Origin of the sequence: Mycetocola lacteus, assembly GCF_003667575.1 — a bacterium.
GTDB classification, from domain to species: domain Bacteria; phylum Actinomycetota; class Actinomycetes; order Actinomycetales; family Microbacteriaceae; genus Mycetocola; species Mycetocola lacteus.
Genome location: NZ_RCUY01000002.1, coordinates 25,559 through 41,489, shown reverse-complemented (window position 1 = coordinate 41,489; position 15,931 = coordinate 25,559). Strand labels below are relative to the sequence as shown.

The window sequence follows — 15,931 nt, the reverse complement described above, 5'->3', positions numbered from 1 at the left end:
GACAAGCCAGAATCGACCATGCCACTGAGTTTCGGAAGGTTAGTCTGCGCGTTCAAAGCTAGAGCGTGCGGGGAAACGGCGGGTGAAAGCCGCATAGGTCGCGCGCGCCAATTCCTCGGTGTTTTCTACCGCCACATCGTTGAGACAGAATAACGGAATGCTTGCGTCTTCAATGACCTGAACAATTTCATCCACGGGGTCAATGCCCAACCCTAAATATCGCCCAATCTTGTGGCGGTTACGTGGTTCGAATTTGCCGGTAAGGAGCTGCCACATATTCACAAGGTAGATCGGTGCGATGTTCTCGTAGGCACGAAACGCAGACGCGCTTGTATCTGCTAACTCTGATTTTGCGGCAGCAAAGGCTTCAACCATTGAAGACTTTAAGATTGGGGTCGGCAGGTGAGGGTCAATTACCGGGAGGAGCTGTTTCCATGGGAACAGTGCGATGTTTCGGTAGATTTCGGCACCGTATCGAAGAGTGAACCACTTGCTGAGGTTTTTCCGGAGGACTGTGCGCTTGTCAAAGTGTTTATTCAAAAGCGCCGAGGCGTTGAGCATCGCGTGTGCATGAGCATCGTTCATGCTCATCGCGTCAAAGATTCCTACGCCATATGGAAGTCCGCCCGGGAAAAAGAATTCGGGAGACAGCGGAGCGCCCACGTAGAAGTCATCATTGAAATAAATGAATCGCTCTGACAGCTCGGGAATCCTGTGGAAGTTAGCTTCTACCGCCTGGGAGTTGAAAGTCGGCTGGTGTGCCTCGGGAACGATTGAGTCTTGATCCACGACAACAAGTTTTGGATGATCTAGATCAAGCCAAGCTGGTACGTGTCCTGCGGTAACAAGAAATACCTTGTTTACCCACGGGCAGTTGGTTTCCAGCGCTCTAAACCAGAACTGGAATAATCCCCAATCGCGGTATCGCTGCTCGTTTTCATCGGCGGCTGAGGCCGGCGGCACCTGCCCCAGTGCCGCGGCACGACGTTCGAGCCATTCACGGTTGTTGCCATCCACCCAGGTGACGACTACGTCGATGGGCTCTGCTTGCGGTGAGGACATGGGTAAAACCTTAGGACTCGAATCAATTGTGGGATGTGGTGACCGGCTGTGTTCAGACCTAGTCACACGTGATGCGGTGAAACTGCATTACCGCACGCGAGATAGCTGAGGAGGGAATGCTCTGACGGAGAGGTCGAGTACCGGGCGCACCGTGTTGTCAGCCCTGGCCAGAATACTGAGAAGTACCAGGAACGGGAGATTATTAAGAAGGCCGAAATACTCTGTGTTGTCGCCGAGTCCATGGACTACGACCCATAGCCAGGAGGCAATCACCAGAGCGGCCGCGATCCGTCCCGCGTGGGATGTGCTTGAACGTAGCTGTTTGAAGGCAGTCCACATGAACAGCACGATCACGGCGATGATGCCTACGGTCCCAATCGCTCCGAGATCGATCATGCTTCGCAGGAGAAAATTATGCGGTGGATAGGCCGCGCTAAACCCTGTTTTTTCGGAAACTGGTGCCCAAAAAAGTTCCCAACTACCGGCACCTGATCCGAAAACTGGGTTCTGACCAATGAGCTCAAATGCCGTTGCCCAAATCGCCTTACGTGGTTCCAGCGTCTCGGCGGACGCTGCTATGAAACGAGATCCAAAAAGTGTCAACCCCACGCCAGCGATTATCGCTAGTGGTACGAGGACCCCCGCGACGGCGGCAAGGTTTTTACGGGTCAACCCCTGAGTGGAACGCCAGAGGATGAAAGCGAGAATCGGAGCAATCGCAAGCATGACGATGCCGGTCTTGGAGTTCGTGGCGACTACTGCGGCGGCCGAAATTAACGCGGTGATCAACGCATAACGGTGTTTGAGATAGACGAAGATGCCGAGGTAGGCAAGCGTCGCCAAGCCAAGAATGAGTGACGTACGGTTTGCATTACTTGAAAGAATGCCACCTGCCTTGTTGCCGTCGCCTAGGAGCACATTTGCCTCGACACGTCCGCTGCGCACGTCCTCAACCAATTTGGGACTGAACATTATCTGAGCCAGCGAAGATTCAAAGAATGCCCGCTCAATCGACGGAAGAATGCGGAACATGATCGTCGTGATTGCAGCAAGGAGAGTGACCGGTGTCAGGATTTTTGCGATACCTCCCACCCGGTCAAGTGGATTCTGCAGGACCCAGGGCAGGCCAAGCATGGCTGAGGCAATGATCCATTCCAGCGCGCGGGTTAGCGCGGCCGCAGGGTCGGGAGACCAGAGTGCGGTGATCGCAGACCAAATTGCCAACCCGAACATGATGATGGCTGGAGCAGACAAAGCCAACGATCGATTGCGGTCGCGCACACCCACAATTGCGAATAGTGCTAGGGAGAACGCACGCAGCGCCGTCACACCTTTGACAACGGTGATGAACGGGTTAATAAGAGCGAGCGCAAACCAAGCGCCAATTGTTGAGTCGCGTCTATCGATTACGGCGAGGGCCACCGTAGAAATTATGGCCAGCGCGCACAGTATCCAGATGATCCACATGTTTTCCCCTACTGCGGTTTCGCCCCAAACCAGCTCGACGAAAACACGGGAGGCGCAGCGTTAACAATCATTTGACGCGAACGCGTTATGTATTCATCCTAGCCTGGCGATACGGCCGATCAATAATCGACTCGTGTAGGACGGAAATTCAACGTGATTTGGTACTCACATCGTTGGGGAAAACCCGATGGTGGCGCTGTGCTGCGATGATGAACTACGCCTTTGGTGACTGCGCGCTCGACACGTTACTATCGGCCCAGTCAAGCCACGAGAGGTCCTCTGGGCCGTCGGTAATGAAAAACTCCGTAATCCTCGTCCACAGTGCTAATTTCATCTGTCATCTCCGTTCCAACGCCAGAGTAGATGCGGAGGTCCAATACAAGCTGGGTGGCAGATGTCCACACGGATAATTTGTCGTGAATAAACAGATGGCCCCGCAAGCTTGCGCTTTGCGGGGCCATCTGACAGGCAGAGAACCCTACTTCTTATTCGCCGCGAAATACTCTTCGAGCTTGTCGGTCTGGAACGCGGTGGCCAGCTGACCCATCTTGGCGTCGTCTAGGCGGACAATGGACTGGCCGTCGGGGGAGGTTCCGGTTCCCGTTGTGGGCGCGGTGATGAACTGCACGTCCTCGCCGCGAACGTTCGCCATGCTCGGGGCAAGGCCAGCTGCGAAGCCGGCGTTCAGGCCGCTGTCGACCTTGAGGAAGGGTGCCAGCGCATCGATGGATTCGATCACACGACCAGGGTTGGTCAGCGTTTCCTTGCTCAGCAGCTTATTCATGACCCCCTTCATGTAGAGCTGCTGGTTGCGTGCCCGCTGGTAGTCGCCATCCTTGAAGGAATAGCGCTCGCGAACAAAGGACAGCGCGTCCGTTCCGCTCAGCGTGATCTCGCCCTCCTTGAAGTACTGCTTCCCATGCATCGCAGTGAAGGCGATCGGGTTATTGATCGTCACCCCACCCAGCGCGTCGGTCAGCTTTTCGAAACCGTCGAAGTCGATCACGGCGACGTGGTCGATGCGGGTGTTGATGAGCTTCTCGACCACCTCAACCGCCAGCTTCGGGCCGCCGTAGGCCATTGCCGCGTTGATCTTGGCGGAGCCGTGGCCGGGGATCGGTACCCAGCTGTCGCGCATGAAGGAGGTGATGTATACCCCCGAGCGGTCGCCGGGAATGTGCAGGACCATCATGGAGTCCGAGCGGTCGCCCTTGATGTTGTCAAGCTCCTTATCGCCGATCTCGCCGCGAGTATCCGAGCCGAGCAGCAGGATGTTCTGCGCACCGGTATCGGTCTTTGCGGGACGGTTCGCCTCATCGGGGAACGGATCGTCGATCTTCTCGGTCTGACCATCAAACTTCTGAGCGAGGGTCAGGGCGAAAATTCCGCCGCCGACGGCGACGGCGAGCACCACCACAACAATGGACAGAATCACTGTCAGGCTGATGCGCTTTTTCTTGGTGAGGGCCATATGTAAAGAATTGTCCTTGCCGGTACGGGGAGACGTGCCGATTGTGGGCACAGGGCAGTCCCTAATGATAACGGGTGTAGAGACAATGTGTTGGACGCGCGATTTCGGGATCCGAAGGGACGCGCGAACCACGTCCCCCGGTATGGGGGTGCGGGTCGCTGGCGAGGAGTAAGCTGGCACGCGGCGTGCGACCCCTTGCGTGCGCCAAGTTGGAAGGCTTCACCATGTCACAGCGGACCGCCCGCATTCTCCCGCGCTGGATTGCGCTTATTCTTGCCGTCGTGATCGGATCGGCCATGTCGATCCAGGCCCGCATTAACGGTCACCTCGGTGAGGCACTACACGATGGCCTGGCCGCGGCCGCCGTCTCGTTCGGGTCGGGCCTCGTGGTGCTCTCGCTGATCATGGTCTTCTCCCGCGCGGGGCGCCGCGGAGTCGCCGCGATCTTCCGCGGAATTGCCGGGAAAACGGTACCCTGGTGGATTTTGCTGGCGGGCTTCTGCGGTGCATTCCTGGTGTTTAGTCAAAGCCAGGTGGGAGCCATCGTGGGCATCGCGATGTTCAGCGTCGCCGTGGTTGCCGGGCAGACCGTGTCCGGGCTCATCCTCGACGGCATCGGATTTGGCCCACTTGGACGGGTCCGGCCGAGCATCAACCGATTGCTGGGTGCCGCGCTTGTGCTGGCCGCCGCCGGCTGGTCGGTGACCGGCAAGATTTCCGTGGACATTCCCGTGTGGGCACTGATCCTGCCCTTTATCGCCGGGCTTCTGCTGGGCTGGCAGCAGGCGGTAAACGGACGTGTGCGTGCGGCCGCAAACAGTGTGCTCTCGGCCACGTTCCTGAACTTCCTGTTCGGCACCTTCGCGCTGCTCTGCGCCGTCTTTATCAGTGGCGGGCCGCACTTCACCGAGTTTGCCTGGCCGAGCGATCCGTCACTCTACATCGGCGGGCTGATCGGGTGTGTGTGCATCGGACTCTCGGCGTGGATCGTCGCCTCCACCGGCGTGCTGTTGATGGGGATGGGCATGATCGCCGGTCAGCTGATCACCGCGGTGATCCTGGACCTGATGGACTTCGGTGCCGATCAGATGTCCTTCGCCACCGTCGGCGGTGCACTGCTGGCACTGATCGCGGCGATCATCGCCGGGCTTCCGCGCTGGGGCCGTCACCGTCATGCAGCCCCCGCGGTCTCACAGACCGGCGCCGAATAGGCCGCAGGCACAGCAAAATGCCCGTGCCCCTGATCATCAGGGGCACGGGCATTCTGTGGTTTACGCGGTCGGCAGGCCGGTGATGAACCGAGCGCCGTCGATGGTGCGGGGCCGCTCGGGTTTGTCGCGGGGGAGCACCCCACCCACATACAGCCAGCCCAGCAGCTTCTCCTGCGGGGCGAGCCCATGCATCCGGTGGACGGGCTCGGTACGGGTCAGCTCGCCGGTGCGCCACAGCACACCCCAGCCGGCCTCATCCAGGAGCAGGCTCAGGACGTGCGCAACACCCGAGGCCACGGCCTCCTGCTCCCACTCGGGAACCTTATGCGACTTTTTCGGGGCAAACACGATCGCGATCAGCAGTTCGGCACGCAGCGGTTTGGTCGAGGGGGAGCGTTTGCCCTCCGCCTCGGCCAGCGCCTCACCGAGACGGTGACGGTCGGTGCCGCGCAGCTCGATCAGTCGCCACGGTTCCAGACCGCTGTGATCGGCGACCCGACCTGCGGCCGAAACCAGCCGCACCAGTTCGTCATGGTCCGGGGTTTCCGGCGACACCTTTGATCGTGATCGCCGCGTCAGCGCGGCCTCATATGCCCCTGCGCTCACGCTACTCGGATTCCGCGGTGAAGTTCAGGGCGATCGAGTTCATGCAGTAACGGTCGCCGGTGGGGGTTCCGAAGCCGTCGTCAAAGACGTGTCCCAGGTGCGAGTCGCAGGTTGCGCAGCGCACCTCGGTGCGGACCATGCCCAGCGAGTTGTCCTCGATCAGCTTGACCGCCTCGGGGCGCACGGACTCGTAGAAGCTCGGCCATCCACAGCCCGAATCAAACTTGGTTCCACTCTTAAACAGCTCAGCACCACAGGCCGCACAGGTGTAGAGGCCGGAGCGCTCCTCGTCCAGCAGCTCGCCGGTCCAGGGACGCTCGGTCGCGGCCTCACGCAGCACCTGATACTGCTCGGGGCTTAGTTCTTCACGCCACTCGGCGTCGCTCTTGTTCACGGGGGTGTTCATACCGTCTCCTTCGGGTGGTGATCCACTCCTAATCTAACGCTCTCGCCCACGGTTTGTTCCCCCTATTGGGGTAAGTCTCACCGGTTGGGTGGGGGTTCTCTCAGCAGGTCCCCATCTAGCGTCGGGGATTCGGGTTAGGATTACCCCACGGACCTCTTGAGGTGAGCGCTACTGGTGGGGAGATGACAATGAGTTCCGATTCCACGGCACCTACGCCGGAACCCGTGCGCGCCAGTGCGCTCAGCGATCGTGAACGTGCGATCCTCGAGTTTGAGAACCGCTGGTGGCAGCACCCGGGTTTGAAGGAGGAGGCCATTCGTGCCGAACTCTCGCTGTCCCCGGCTCGGTACTATCAGATCCTCTCGGGCCTGATCGATCGTCCCGCCGCCCTCATCTTTGACCCAATGCTGATCAAACGTCTGCAGCGACTGCGTCAGGCCCGCCAGGCCGCCCGCGAACGCCGCGCCACCGGACAGCACTAGCCTCCCTCGATCGTTTTCCCGCCGTACCGGGCATCTGCCCGGCTGCTCGACCCGCCATGAGGAACCACCCAGATGCGCGAACGCCACCCCCACGACCGTTTTGACAACACTCGCACGCACACCAAGCGTGTGGGTGCCCATCGTGCCGCCGGTGCGCTGCCCCAGCGCCACTGGGGATGGCTGGTTGCGGTGCTGGCGGTGCTGGTGCTGGTTGTGAGCGGCATCATCTACATCGCCGTGCAAAACGGCAAGATCGACTTCACCCCGCCGAGCTCAAGCGCTACTGAACAGCCCAGCGAAGAGCCTACCGATGGTGCAACTGATAACCCAGATGATGGCGGAACCGATCAAAACGGTGGAGACACGGGGGAGAGCCAGGCACCGCCGAGCGACACTCCGACCACCGGCGCGATCGACAAGACCGCCTCGATCTACGTCCTGAACGGTACAACCACCACGGGCCTGTCCGCCGGCGCTTCGACCCGGCTGAACCAGGCTGGATGGACCCAGCAGATCAGCGTTGGAAACGCCAAGAGCAAGAATGTCCGCCAGAGCGTGGTGTACTACCACGATGACGCCGGTGAGTCTGCCGCACGCGGTGTGGCTGCAGCCCTGGGAATCCAGACCGTGACCAAGTCGCAGGAGTACGCCAAGAACAACGCCGGCGGCCCGGCACCGGCCAACCAGGTCGTGGCAGTTCTCGGAACCGACTACTCGGCAAGCCGATAGAGACGCAACGGCGACTTCGCCAGCGAGGCTATCCCGCTTTTTGAACAACGCGGGTTAGGGTTTCGCCATGCGTGAAACCCTGCCCGTGCGTTCAGAATCGTTCTCACCCGTTTCCGCGTCCGCGCGAATCCGGCGAATCATCGCCGTGTGCGCCCTGGGAGCCGTGATGCTGACCGGGTGTGCGGAGCACGGCGATGCGGGACCCTCGGCAGCGCCCACGGAAAACGCCACCGAGCCCGCTCCCCAGGCGGCCGCCCCGCTGACAGGGATGCCGGCCGACCTAGAGGTCCTGGGCCGCCCCTCGCTCGCCGCCAAGATCGGCAACGACGTCGAGGCGCGTCCGCAGCGCGGGTTGGACCGTGCCGACCTGGTGTTTGAGGAGCTGGTTGAGGGCGGGCTGACACGCTACGTTGCGTTTTGGCAGTCGCAGATTCCCGAGGAGCTGGGGCCGCTGCGCTCGATTCGCCCGATGGATCCGGACATCATTTCCCCCTTCGGCGGGATTGTGGCCTACTCGGGTGGACAGCAGATCTTCTTGGACCAGATGGAAAACACCCCGGTCAAAAACTTCATTCACGGTCAGCCGAATGCCGACCCGTTTATGTACCGCAGCAAGGACAAGCCGGCCCCGCACAACGTCATCCTGCGGGCCGAAAAGCTGATCAAAGATCAACAGGGACTGAGCGCGCCGCCCACGCAGTTCGAGCATGCCGAAACCGCCGAAGGGGCCTCGGCGCTCCAGGGCGGTACTCCGGTGGCGACAATTCACGCAACGTTCTCGGCCTCCCGGCAACAGTCCTGGGCCTGGGACGCCAACCAGGGGGTGTTCCTTCGTTCCCAACAGGGCAAACCCGACCCGGATACCGACGGGAAAACCCGTTCAGCCACCAATGTGATTGCGCTTCGGGTGAACATCGATAACCGATATCAGGGGGTACCCAAGACCGTGCTGATCGGCTCGGGGACCGGACACGTCGCGACCGGCGGGCAGGTCATTCCGGTCACCTGGTCCAAGACCGAGGCCACCGCGCCGATCACGCTGACCACCGAGGCGGGCGAGCCGATTCTGTTGGCTCCCGGCAACGCCTGGGTTGAGCTTGTGCCGCTGATCTCGGGTGCCGAAGTCCGCCTCGAATAGGCACCCTGCGGGCTCCCTGTTCATCCGCCGTCATCTGCCTGGTTCGGCTTGCACTCGTAGGTGGAGAGTGCCAGAATCGAGTTAGCACTCACATTCATCGAGTGCTAACCCCGTTTTCGACGTCCGGGAGGGACGAAAAACCACATGGCAAAGATCATTGCTTTTGACGAAGAGGCCCGCCGCGGTCTTGAGCGTGGACTGAACACGCTCGCCGACGCCGTCAAGGTCACCCTTGGCCCGCGCGGTCGGAACGTAGTACTTGAGAAGAAGTGGGGCGCCCCCACGATCACCAACGATGGTGTGTCCATCGCCAAGGAGATCGAGCTCGACGACCCGTACGAGAAGATCGGTGCGGAGCTCGTCAAGGAGGTCGCCAAGAAGACCGACGACGTCGCCGGTGACGGAACCACCACCTCGGTGGTTCTCGCCCAGGCTCTGGTCCGCGAGGGCCTGCGTAACGTCGCCGCCGGTGCCGACCCGATCAGCCTGAAGAAGGGCATCGAGAAGGCCGTGGCCGCGGTTATCGCCGAGCTGACCGAGGCTTCCAAGGAGATCGAGACCAAGGACCAGATCGCCGCCACCGCGTCGATCTCGGCCGCCGACACCGGCATTGGTGAGATCATCGCCGAGGCCATCGACAAGGTTGGTAAGGAGGGTGTGGTCACCGTTGAGGAGTCCAGCACCTTCGGTACCGAGCTCGAGCTGACCGAGGGTATGCGCTTCGACAAGGGTTACCTGTCGGCCTACTTCGTCACCGACCCCGACCGCCAGGAGACCGTCTTCGAGGATGCCTACATCCTGATCGCAGACTCCAAGATCTCCTCGGTCAAGGACCTGTCCCCGGTTGCCGACCTGGTCATGCAGACCGGCAAGCCCCTCGTCATCATCGCCGAGGACGTGGACGGCGAAGCGCTGACCACCCTGGTTGTCAACAAGATCCGTGGCATCTTCAAGTCCGCTGCCGTCAAGGCTCCGGGCTTCGGTGAGCGCCGCAAGGCTCAGCTCAAGGACATCGCCGTACTGGCCGGTGGAGAGGTTATCTCCGCTGAGCTCGGCCTGACCTTCGAGCAGCTGAAGCTGACCGACCTGGGCCGCGCCCGCAAGGTTGTTATCACCAAGGACGAGACCACCATCGTTGAGGGTGCCGGCGACGCCGACGCCATCGCCGGTCGCGTGGCTCAGATCCGTCGCGAGATCGAGGGCACCGACTCGGACTACGACCGCGAGAAGCTGCAGGAGCGCCTGGCCAAGCTGGCCGGCGGTGTTGCGGTCATCAAGGCCGGAGCCGCAACCGAGGTTGAGCTCAAGGAGCGCAAGCACCGCATCGAGGACGCCGTGCGTAACGCCAAGGCTGCCGTCGAAGAGGGCATCATCGCCGGTGGTGGCGTTGCCCTGATCCAGGCCGGCAAGCTGGCCTTCGAGAAGCTGGAGCTCGTCGGCGACGAGGCAACCGGTGCAAACATCGTTCGCGTGGCCATCGAGGCTCCGCTGAAGCAGATCGCACTGAACGCCGGCCAGGAGCCCGGTGTTGTGGCCGCCAAGGTCCGCGACCTGCCCGTCGGCCACGGCTTCAACGCCGCATCCGGTGAGTACGGTGACATGATCGCCCAGGGCATCATCGACCCGGCCAAGGTCACCCGCTCGGCCCTGCAGAACGCCGCATCGATCGCCGGTCTGTTCCTGACCACCGAGGTCGTCGTGGCTGACAAGCCCGAGAAGGCTGCTCCGGTAGCCGGTGGCGACGGCGGCGGTATGGACTTCTAAGTCCAACCCTCGTTTCACACGAGACGGGCGCTCTCCTTCGGGAGGGCGCCCGTTTTGTTCTTGCCCGTACCCAATTCTCAGCGATCTTGACGGTAAGACTGGCAGCATCGCGCAGATGAACGGTGCCTCGAGATCTCGCGTTGTTGATGCCATACACCGGTCTCGTCTGCGCGTTTATCTCGATGCCACGCAAGGCAATGAACGCGACGCCCTGGTGCTCTATCGGTGGCATTCGGATCTGGTTGCGGCGCTGCACTCGGTACTCGGGGATACCGAGGTTGTATTGCGTAACGCCATGGATCGCCAGCTCCAAATATGGAATGACGCCGAAACCGGGGGCATCGGGAGTTGGCTTTTACATGAGCCTGCCTCACCGCTCCGGAGCTTGACCGCGGCTAAGCGCAAGGACGCCTTACGAAGGTTACACAAACTGCCACGAAACCCGGAGAGAGATAGCCGGTCAGGCGTTTCACACGATGATGTCGTGGCCCAGTTGACGTTTGGAGTGTGGAAAGATCTACTACCCAACCATCTGCCAGCTGCCGGAAATAGCTTTGAGAACACCAATCGTCGGCGCATCTGGCAAGAAGCTCTGATCCAAGCGTTTCCAAACGCACCGGATGACGGCGGGGAAGCCACCTTCTGGAGGGTTAATCGACTCCACCAGCTTCGTAATCGCGTATCGCATTTGGAACCCCTGCTCCAGGTGAACATCGCCGACGCGGTGCGGGACGCCTTCGGTCTTGTGCGAAGCATCGACGCCCATGTCGCGGATTGGGTGACAGGCGGAAGCCATGTGGCACCAGTGCTCGCCCGCAGGCCGGAGTTTCGAAAGGGAATTTCGAGATAAAAGAACGAGCCTGCAAGCGCTTTCGTCTTGCAGACCCGGTCTACTCCTGATGAGGGACCTCGTCCTCACCTTCTTGTCAGCGAGGCTACGCGCTGATGACCAGAATTACAAGAGTCGAGGAGCGTTTCTGCACGGGAATGACAGGCGCAACGATCATCGGGCGCGCGGCGGCCAGGGGAGCAGGCGTGAGGTGCGGGCGCGGTAGGCCGCGTAGCCGGGATACTTAGCGCCGGAGATGGATTCGGCCATCACCGTCGAGCCGATGCTCTGTGCGGTGAGAAGCACGGTTCCCAGGATGGTCCAGGAGAACGGCTCTCCCACCGCAATGGCTCCCAGCACATAGAACACCCACCACATCATGATCTCGCAGAACAGGTTGGGATGCCGGGAGAGGCGAAACAGGCCGGTGCTGATAAAGCCGTCGGCCAACGGCTGTCCCGCGGCCACGGCGTCTTTCTTGCGCTGCTGGAACCGCCACTGCTGACCGTCTGCCGTGCCCTCACCCACCAGTAGGAGGAGAAACACGGCGGCAAAAAGCCAGTCCGACCACCCCAGCGGGGCGCGGTGTTCGTATGCGGTCCAGGCGGGGAGCACCAGGAGCAGCAGGAGAGCCTGCTGGTAAACGCTAATAAAGAGCGCGTGGAAAAAGAACCACTGTGTGCGATTCAGCCTGTTGCGCACGGTGCCCCAGCGATAATCCTCGGCACCGCGCTTATAGCCACCCTTGCGGGCGTAGTTGAACGTGAGACGCACGCCCCAGGCGGTAACCAGTATTGCCAGCATATTCAGCCGGGGATCTGCGAGGCCGGCGGCCGCGGCAAAGACCCAGCCGTAGATGATCGGCAGGATCGACCATAACCGGTCGAGCCAGGCGGAGGAACCGCGGCGGGCGGTGACCGCCCAGCTGAGTACCGCCACGAAGGCGAAGATCAGAATGCTCACGAGTAGTGGATTGATCGCGGTCATGCCCAACGCTGGTCTCCTTGCCCTGCGGAGCACCCCGCCCCGGTGGCCCCATTCTGGCAACGTGCGTGGGTGAGGGCAAGCACGACGGGCAAACCCGGCCGATCTGGGGTGAAAAAACGCTCGTTCCGCTCTCGCGTTCTCGGGCTTCCGGGCGTCGAGACGAAAGCCAGCAACGGAACCGCCCCCGAAACCGTGCGGTTCCGGGGGCGATGGTGTGCCTGGGGAGGGCGGTTAGATTGCTGCCTCGGACCAGGCGTCGTGGTTGCCGAAGCGGTGTGCGGTGATCGAGATGGCCTGCTCGTGCAGGAACGGCAGCAGCTCGATCCGGCCGGCCTCGGTGACCGGGTCACGGTAGAAGGCCAGCTCGGGGCGTCCACCGGCGGCGGCATACTCGTCGCCGGTGCTCGAGCCGACCACGCGGATGCGGGCCAGATCGGTGGTGGGGAGGGTGGCCAGCCACTCGGCATCGTTCTGGTTGGTGACGGTCAGTCCCGAGGCACGCAGCGCCGACTCCAGCGTTCCAGGCAGGGCGATTCCGGTGCTCACCGGGACCGAACCTCCGGCACGAACGGCGGCGATCAGCACACGCACGGCGTCGGTCAGGGTGGCGTTCTCGGCGATCCGCACGCCGGTGTGGGCGGGCAGGTAGCGGAACAGGTTACGCTCCAGGCCCAGGTCGGACACATCCGCGGCGATTCCGAACTCGGTGTCCCAGGCGGCCTGGTCAAGGGCGGCGGCGCGCAGCAGGGTCTCGGTGTCGATGCTGCTGGCGGCGTTGATGATGCCGCGTACCCGGGCATCCGGTCCCGTCTGCGGAACTACGGACACGGCGGCGGGGGTGAACGAGCCTAGACCGAACAGGTAGTTGGGTCCGCCGGCCTTGGCTCCGGCACCGATGGCCGAACGCTTCCAGCCACCGAAGGGCTGACGGCGCACGATCGCCCCGGTGATGCCACGGTTCACGTACAGGTTCCCGGCCTGTACGCCGTCCAGCCAGACCTTCAGCTCGGCGGCATCCAGCGAGTGGAGCCCGGCGGTCAGGCCGTAGGCGGTGCCGTTCTGCACGCGGATTGCGTCCTCCAAGGTGGGGACGGTCATCACGCCGAGCACCGGGCCGAAGAACTCGGTGGTGTGGAAGCGGCTACCCTCGGCCACGCCGAGGCGCACGCCGGGGGAGTACAGCTGACCCTCATCGTCGAGCTTCTTCGGGGTCACGGCCCAGGTCTCACCCGGTGCCAGTTCGTTCAGGGCCCAGGCAAGCTTGCCGGCGGCGGGCTCGATGATCGGACCCACCTGGGCGGCGAGGTTCGTGGGCAGATCTACGCGCAGACTCGAGGTGGCGTCCTTGAGCTGGTTGATGAAGCGCTCCGAGCGTCCCATCTCGCCCACCAGGATCACCAGGCTCGCGGCCGAGCACTTCTGACCGGCGTGGCCAAAGGCCGAGTACACGACGTCGGCCACGGCCAGGTCGATGTCGGCGCTCGGGGTCACGATGATCGAGTTCTTACCCGAGGTCTCGGCGAGCAGCGGGAGGTCCTGTCGCCAGGAGCGGAACAGCTCGGCGGTCTCAAACGCACCGGTGAGGATCACGCGGTCCACGTTCGGGTGCGAGATCAGCTGCTTGCCCAGCTCGCCCTCGGCCACGTCGGCGAGGATCAGCACCTCGCGCGGTACCCCGGCCTCCCAGAGCAGGTCGGCGATCACCGCGGCGCAGCGACGGGCCTGCGGGGCGGGCTTGAGGATCACGGCAGATCCGGCGGCCAGCGCGGCGAGCACCGAACCGGTGGGGATCGCGACCGGGAAGTTCCACGGCGGGGCAACCACGGTCAGGGTCGCCGGGGTGAAGTCGGCACCCTGGATGCGGTCGAGTTCCTCGGCACGCTCGGCGTAGTACACGGCGAAGTCGATGGCCTCGGACACCTCGGGGTCGGCCTGGTCCAGGCTCTTCCCGGTCTCCACGGCGGCCACCTCGATCAGCTCACCGCGGTGGGCCGACAGGTTGCGGGCCACCTCGCGCAGCACGCGGGCGCGCTCGGCCGAACCGGCACCGTGCCAGGCGGGCTGGGCGGCGCGGGCACCGGCAATCAGTGCCTCGACCTCGTCGCCGGTGTGTACGGCGGCCGCGGCGATCCCGGCCAGTCCCAGCTCGGAGGTGGGGATGCGGGCGGCGATCTGGTGCGCCCAGCGGATGTTATCGGGCAGTGAGGAGTCGGTGTCCGGGGTATTGGCAAAGGCTGCGGCGGGGGGCGCAGGTACCTCGGTCAGGCGAGACTGGGTGCGGTTGGCTCCGGGGACGGTCGCATCCACCGCGGCCAGCGAGGCCAGGAAGCGGTTCTTCTCGCGGTCGAACAGCGAGGGGTCCTTGGTCAGTTCAAACACCGCGGACATGAAGTTCTGCGGGCTGGCGTTTTCCTCGAGGCGGCGCACCAGGTAGGAGATCGCGGCGTCGAAGTTTTCGGGGGCCACTACCGGGGTGTAGAGCAGCAGCGAGCCGACATCCTTGGAGATCGCGGCAGCCTGGCCCTCGGCCATGCCCAGCAGCATCTCGAACTCGACTCGGTCAGAGACCCCACGAGCCTCGGCCAGCAGGTGTGCGTGGGCGATGTCGAAGAGGTTGTGACCGGCGATACCGAGGCGGACGGCATCGGTGTGCTCGGGACGCAGGGCCCAGTCGAGTACACGCTTGTAGTTGGTGTCGGAGTCCTGCTTGGTGCCGTAGGTCGCCAGCTCCCAGCCGTGGGTGGTGGCCGAGACGGTCTCCATTGCCAGGTTGGCGCCCTTCACCACGCGCACCTTGATGCCGGCACCGCCGCGGGCCCGGCGGGCCTGGGACCACTCGGTGAGCTCCTGGATCGCGCCCAGCGCGTCGGGCAGGTAGGCCTGCAGCACGATGCCGGCCTCGAGGGTCAGGAACTCGGGGCGGTCGAGGATCGCCTTCAGCACATCGATGGTCAGGTGGAGGTCGTGGTACTCCTCCATGTCCAGGTTGATGAACTTGGGGGAGGGGGAGTTTGCGGCCAGCTGGTACAGCGGCACCAGGCGGTCCACGACCTTGGTGACGGTGTTGTCGTAGTCCCAGAGGCTCAGCTCGTTAACCACCGAGGACACCTTGATCGACACGTAGTCCACGTCGGGGCGGGCCAGCAGCTCGCGGGTTCCGGCCAGACGGCGGTTAGCTTCGGCGTCACCGAGCACGGCCTCGCCGAGCAGGTTGATGTTCAGTCGGTGACCGGCGGCGGAGAGGTGGCTGATGCCGCGACCGAGCTGCGCCGGACGGGCGTCAAGAATCAGGTGGCTCACCATGCCGCGCAGGACGCGGCGGGCGATCGGCACCACGATCCCGGGCAGGATCGGCGCGAATGCGCCACCCAGACGCACGGCACCACGCATGTAGGCGGGGAGGAACCGCGGGGTGTTCCCGGCCAGGGCGCGCAGGTTCTTGGCGGCCACGCCCAGGTCTTCGGGGCGGATGACCCGGTCCACAAAGCCCAGGGTGAAGTCGAGGCCCGCGGGGTCGCGCAAGGTTTCGGCCAGCAGCGTCGCCGAGCGGCTCGGGGCGTGGTCCTTGCTCTCGGTGAGCCAGCGGCGCACCAGGGCGACGGCGTCCTCGCCGGGCACGGTGGGAAGTTCTGTGGTCATGATGTTCCTGACGACGGGGTACGGACGCCACCCGGGGCGGGAGGCCCTGCCAATCTACGCCGGAATACGACCGATATTCTTAGCCAACTGAATGAGGCTCTAGGCTATCTCTAGGACGTTTGCACAAAGAGACGAGACGG

13 protein-coding genes are annotated in these 15,931 nt (G+C 62.9%); 5 read left to right on the top strand and 8 right to left on the bottom strand.

Translation table 11 applies throughout. From position 1 onward, the window contains the following. Positions 1-39: 39 nt before the first annotated feature. From D9V34_RS02325 to D9V34_RS02315, 3 genes are all read right to left on the bottom strand, one after another. Complete coding sequence (locus tag D9V34_RS02325) at positions 40-1,062, bottom strand: stealth family protein (RefSeq protein WP_121687810.1); 1,023 nt, start codon at positions 1,060-1,062, stop codon at positions 40-42. Positions 1,063-1,149: 87 nt separating this feature from the next. After that, a complete protein-coding gene (locus D9V34_RS02320) occupies positions 1,150-2,529 on the bottom strand; it encodes an O-antigen ligase family protein (protein WP_121687342.1) in 1,380 nt (459 codons plus the stop codon). 478 nt (positions 2,530-3,007) lie between these two features. Beyond that, positions 3,008-4,000 carry an LCP family protein gene (locus D9V34_RS02315; protein ID WP_121687341.1) on the bottom strand — a complete coding sequence of 331 codons (993 nt, stop codon included), beginning with the start codon at positions 3,998-4,000 and terminating at the stop codon, positions 3,008-3,010. Between the two features lie 224 nt (positions 4,001-4,224). On the opposite strand from D9V34_RS02315, the gene D9V34_RS02310 reads away from it, so the two are divergent. Next, the gene (locus tag D9V34_RS02310) at positions 4,225-5,211 is read left to right on the top strand and encodes a DMT family transporter (protein ID WP_121687340.1); all 987 of its coding nucleotides are present in this window, start codon (positions 4,225-4,227) and stop codon (positions 5,209-5,211) included. A gap of 60 nt (positions 5,212-5,271) precedes the next feature. Here the strand turns inward: D9V34_RS02310 and D9V34_RS02305 are convergent, their stop codons facing one another. Together D9V34_RS02305 and msrB are read right to left on the bottom strand one after the other, a co-directional pair. Beyond that, a complete protein-coding gene (locus D9V34_RS02305) occupies positions 5,272-5,817 on the bottom strand; it encodes a nitroreductase family protein (RefSeq protein WP_121687339.1) in 546 nt (181 codons plus the stop codon). A gap of 1 nt (position 5,818) precedes the next feature. Further along, a complete protein-coding gene (msrB, locus tag D9V34_RS02300; RefSeq protein ID WP_030148233.1) occupies positions 5,819-6,223 on the bottom strand; it encodes a peptide-methionine (R)-S-oxide reductase MsrB in 405 nt (134 codons plus the stop codon). Between the two features lie 188 nt (positions 6,224-6,411). Between msrB and D9V34_RS02295 the strand changes: the two genes are divergently transcribed. From D9V34_RS02295 to groL, 4 genes are all read left to right on the top strand, one after another. Beyond that, on the top strand, positions 6,412-6,705 hold the full coding sequence (locus D9V34_RS02295) for a DUF3263 domain-containing protein (RefSeq protein WP_245991835.1): 294 nt from the start codon (positions 6,412-6,414) through the stop codon (positions 6,703-6,705). A 72-nt stretch (positions 6,706-6,777) separates the two neighbouring features. Next, entirely contained in the window at positions 6,778-7,434 is a 657-nt protein-coding gene (locus D9V34_RS02290; protein WP_121687337.1) for a LytR C-terminal domain-containing protein, read from the top strand. 67 nt (positions 7,435-7,501) lie between these two features. Then, the gene (locus D9V34_RS02285; RefSeq protein ID WP_121687336.1) at positions 7,502-8,572 is read left to right on the top strand and encodes a DUF3048 domain-containing protein; all 1,071 of its coding nucleotides are present in this window, start codon (positions 7,502-7,504) and stop codon (positions 8,570-8,572) included. Positions 8,573-8,716: 144 nt separating this feature from the next. Further along, entirely contained in the window at positions 8,717-10,336 is a 1,620-nt protein-coding gene (gene groL, locus D9V34_RS02280) for a chaperonin GroEL (RefSeq protein ID WP_030148237.1), read from the top strand. 520 nt (positions 10,337-10,856) lie between these two features. Here groL and D9V34_RS17695 read toward each other — a convergent pair. The 3 genes from D9V34_RS17695 to D9V34_RS02265 form a co-directional block, all read right to left on the bottom strand. Beyond that, complete coding sequence (locus D9V34_RS17695; protein WP_183091808.1) at positions 10,857-11,132, bottom strand: hypothetical protein; 276 nt, start codon at positions 11,130-11,132, stop codon at positions 10,857-10,859. Positions 11,133-11,339: 207 nt separating this feature from the next. Beyond that, on the bottom strand, positions 11,340-12,152 hold the full coding sequence (locus D9V34_RS02270) for a DUF1295 domain-containing protein (protein WP_121687335.1): 813 nt from the start codon (positions 12,150-12,152) through the stop codon (positions 11,340-11,342). 231 nt (positions 12,153-12,383) lie between these two features. Continuing rightward, positions 12,384-15,791 (bottom strand): proline dehydrogenase family protein, encoded by a 3,408-nt coding sequence (locus D9V34_RS02265; protein ID WP_121687334.1) that lies wholly within the window; start codon positions 15,789-15,791, stop codon positions 12,384-12,386. Positions 15,792-15,931: the final 140 nt, after the last annotated feature.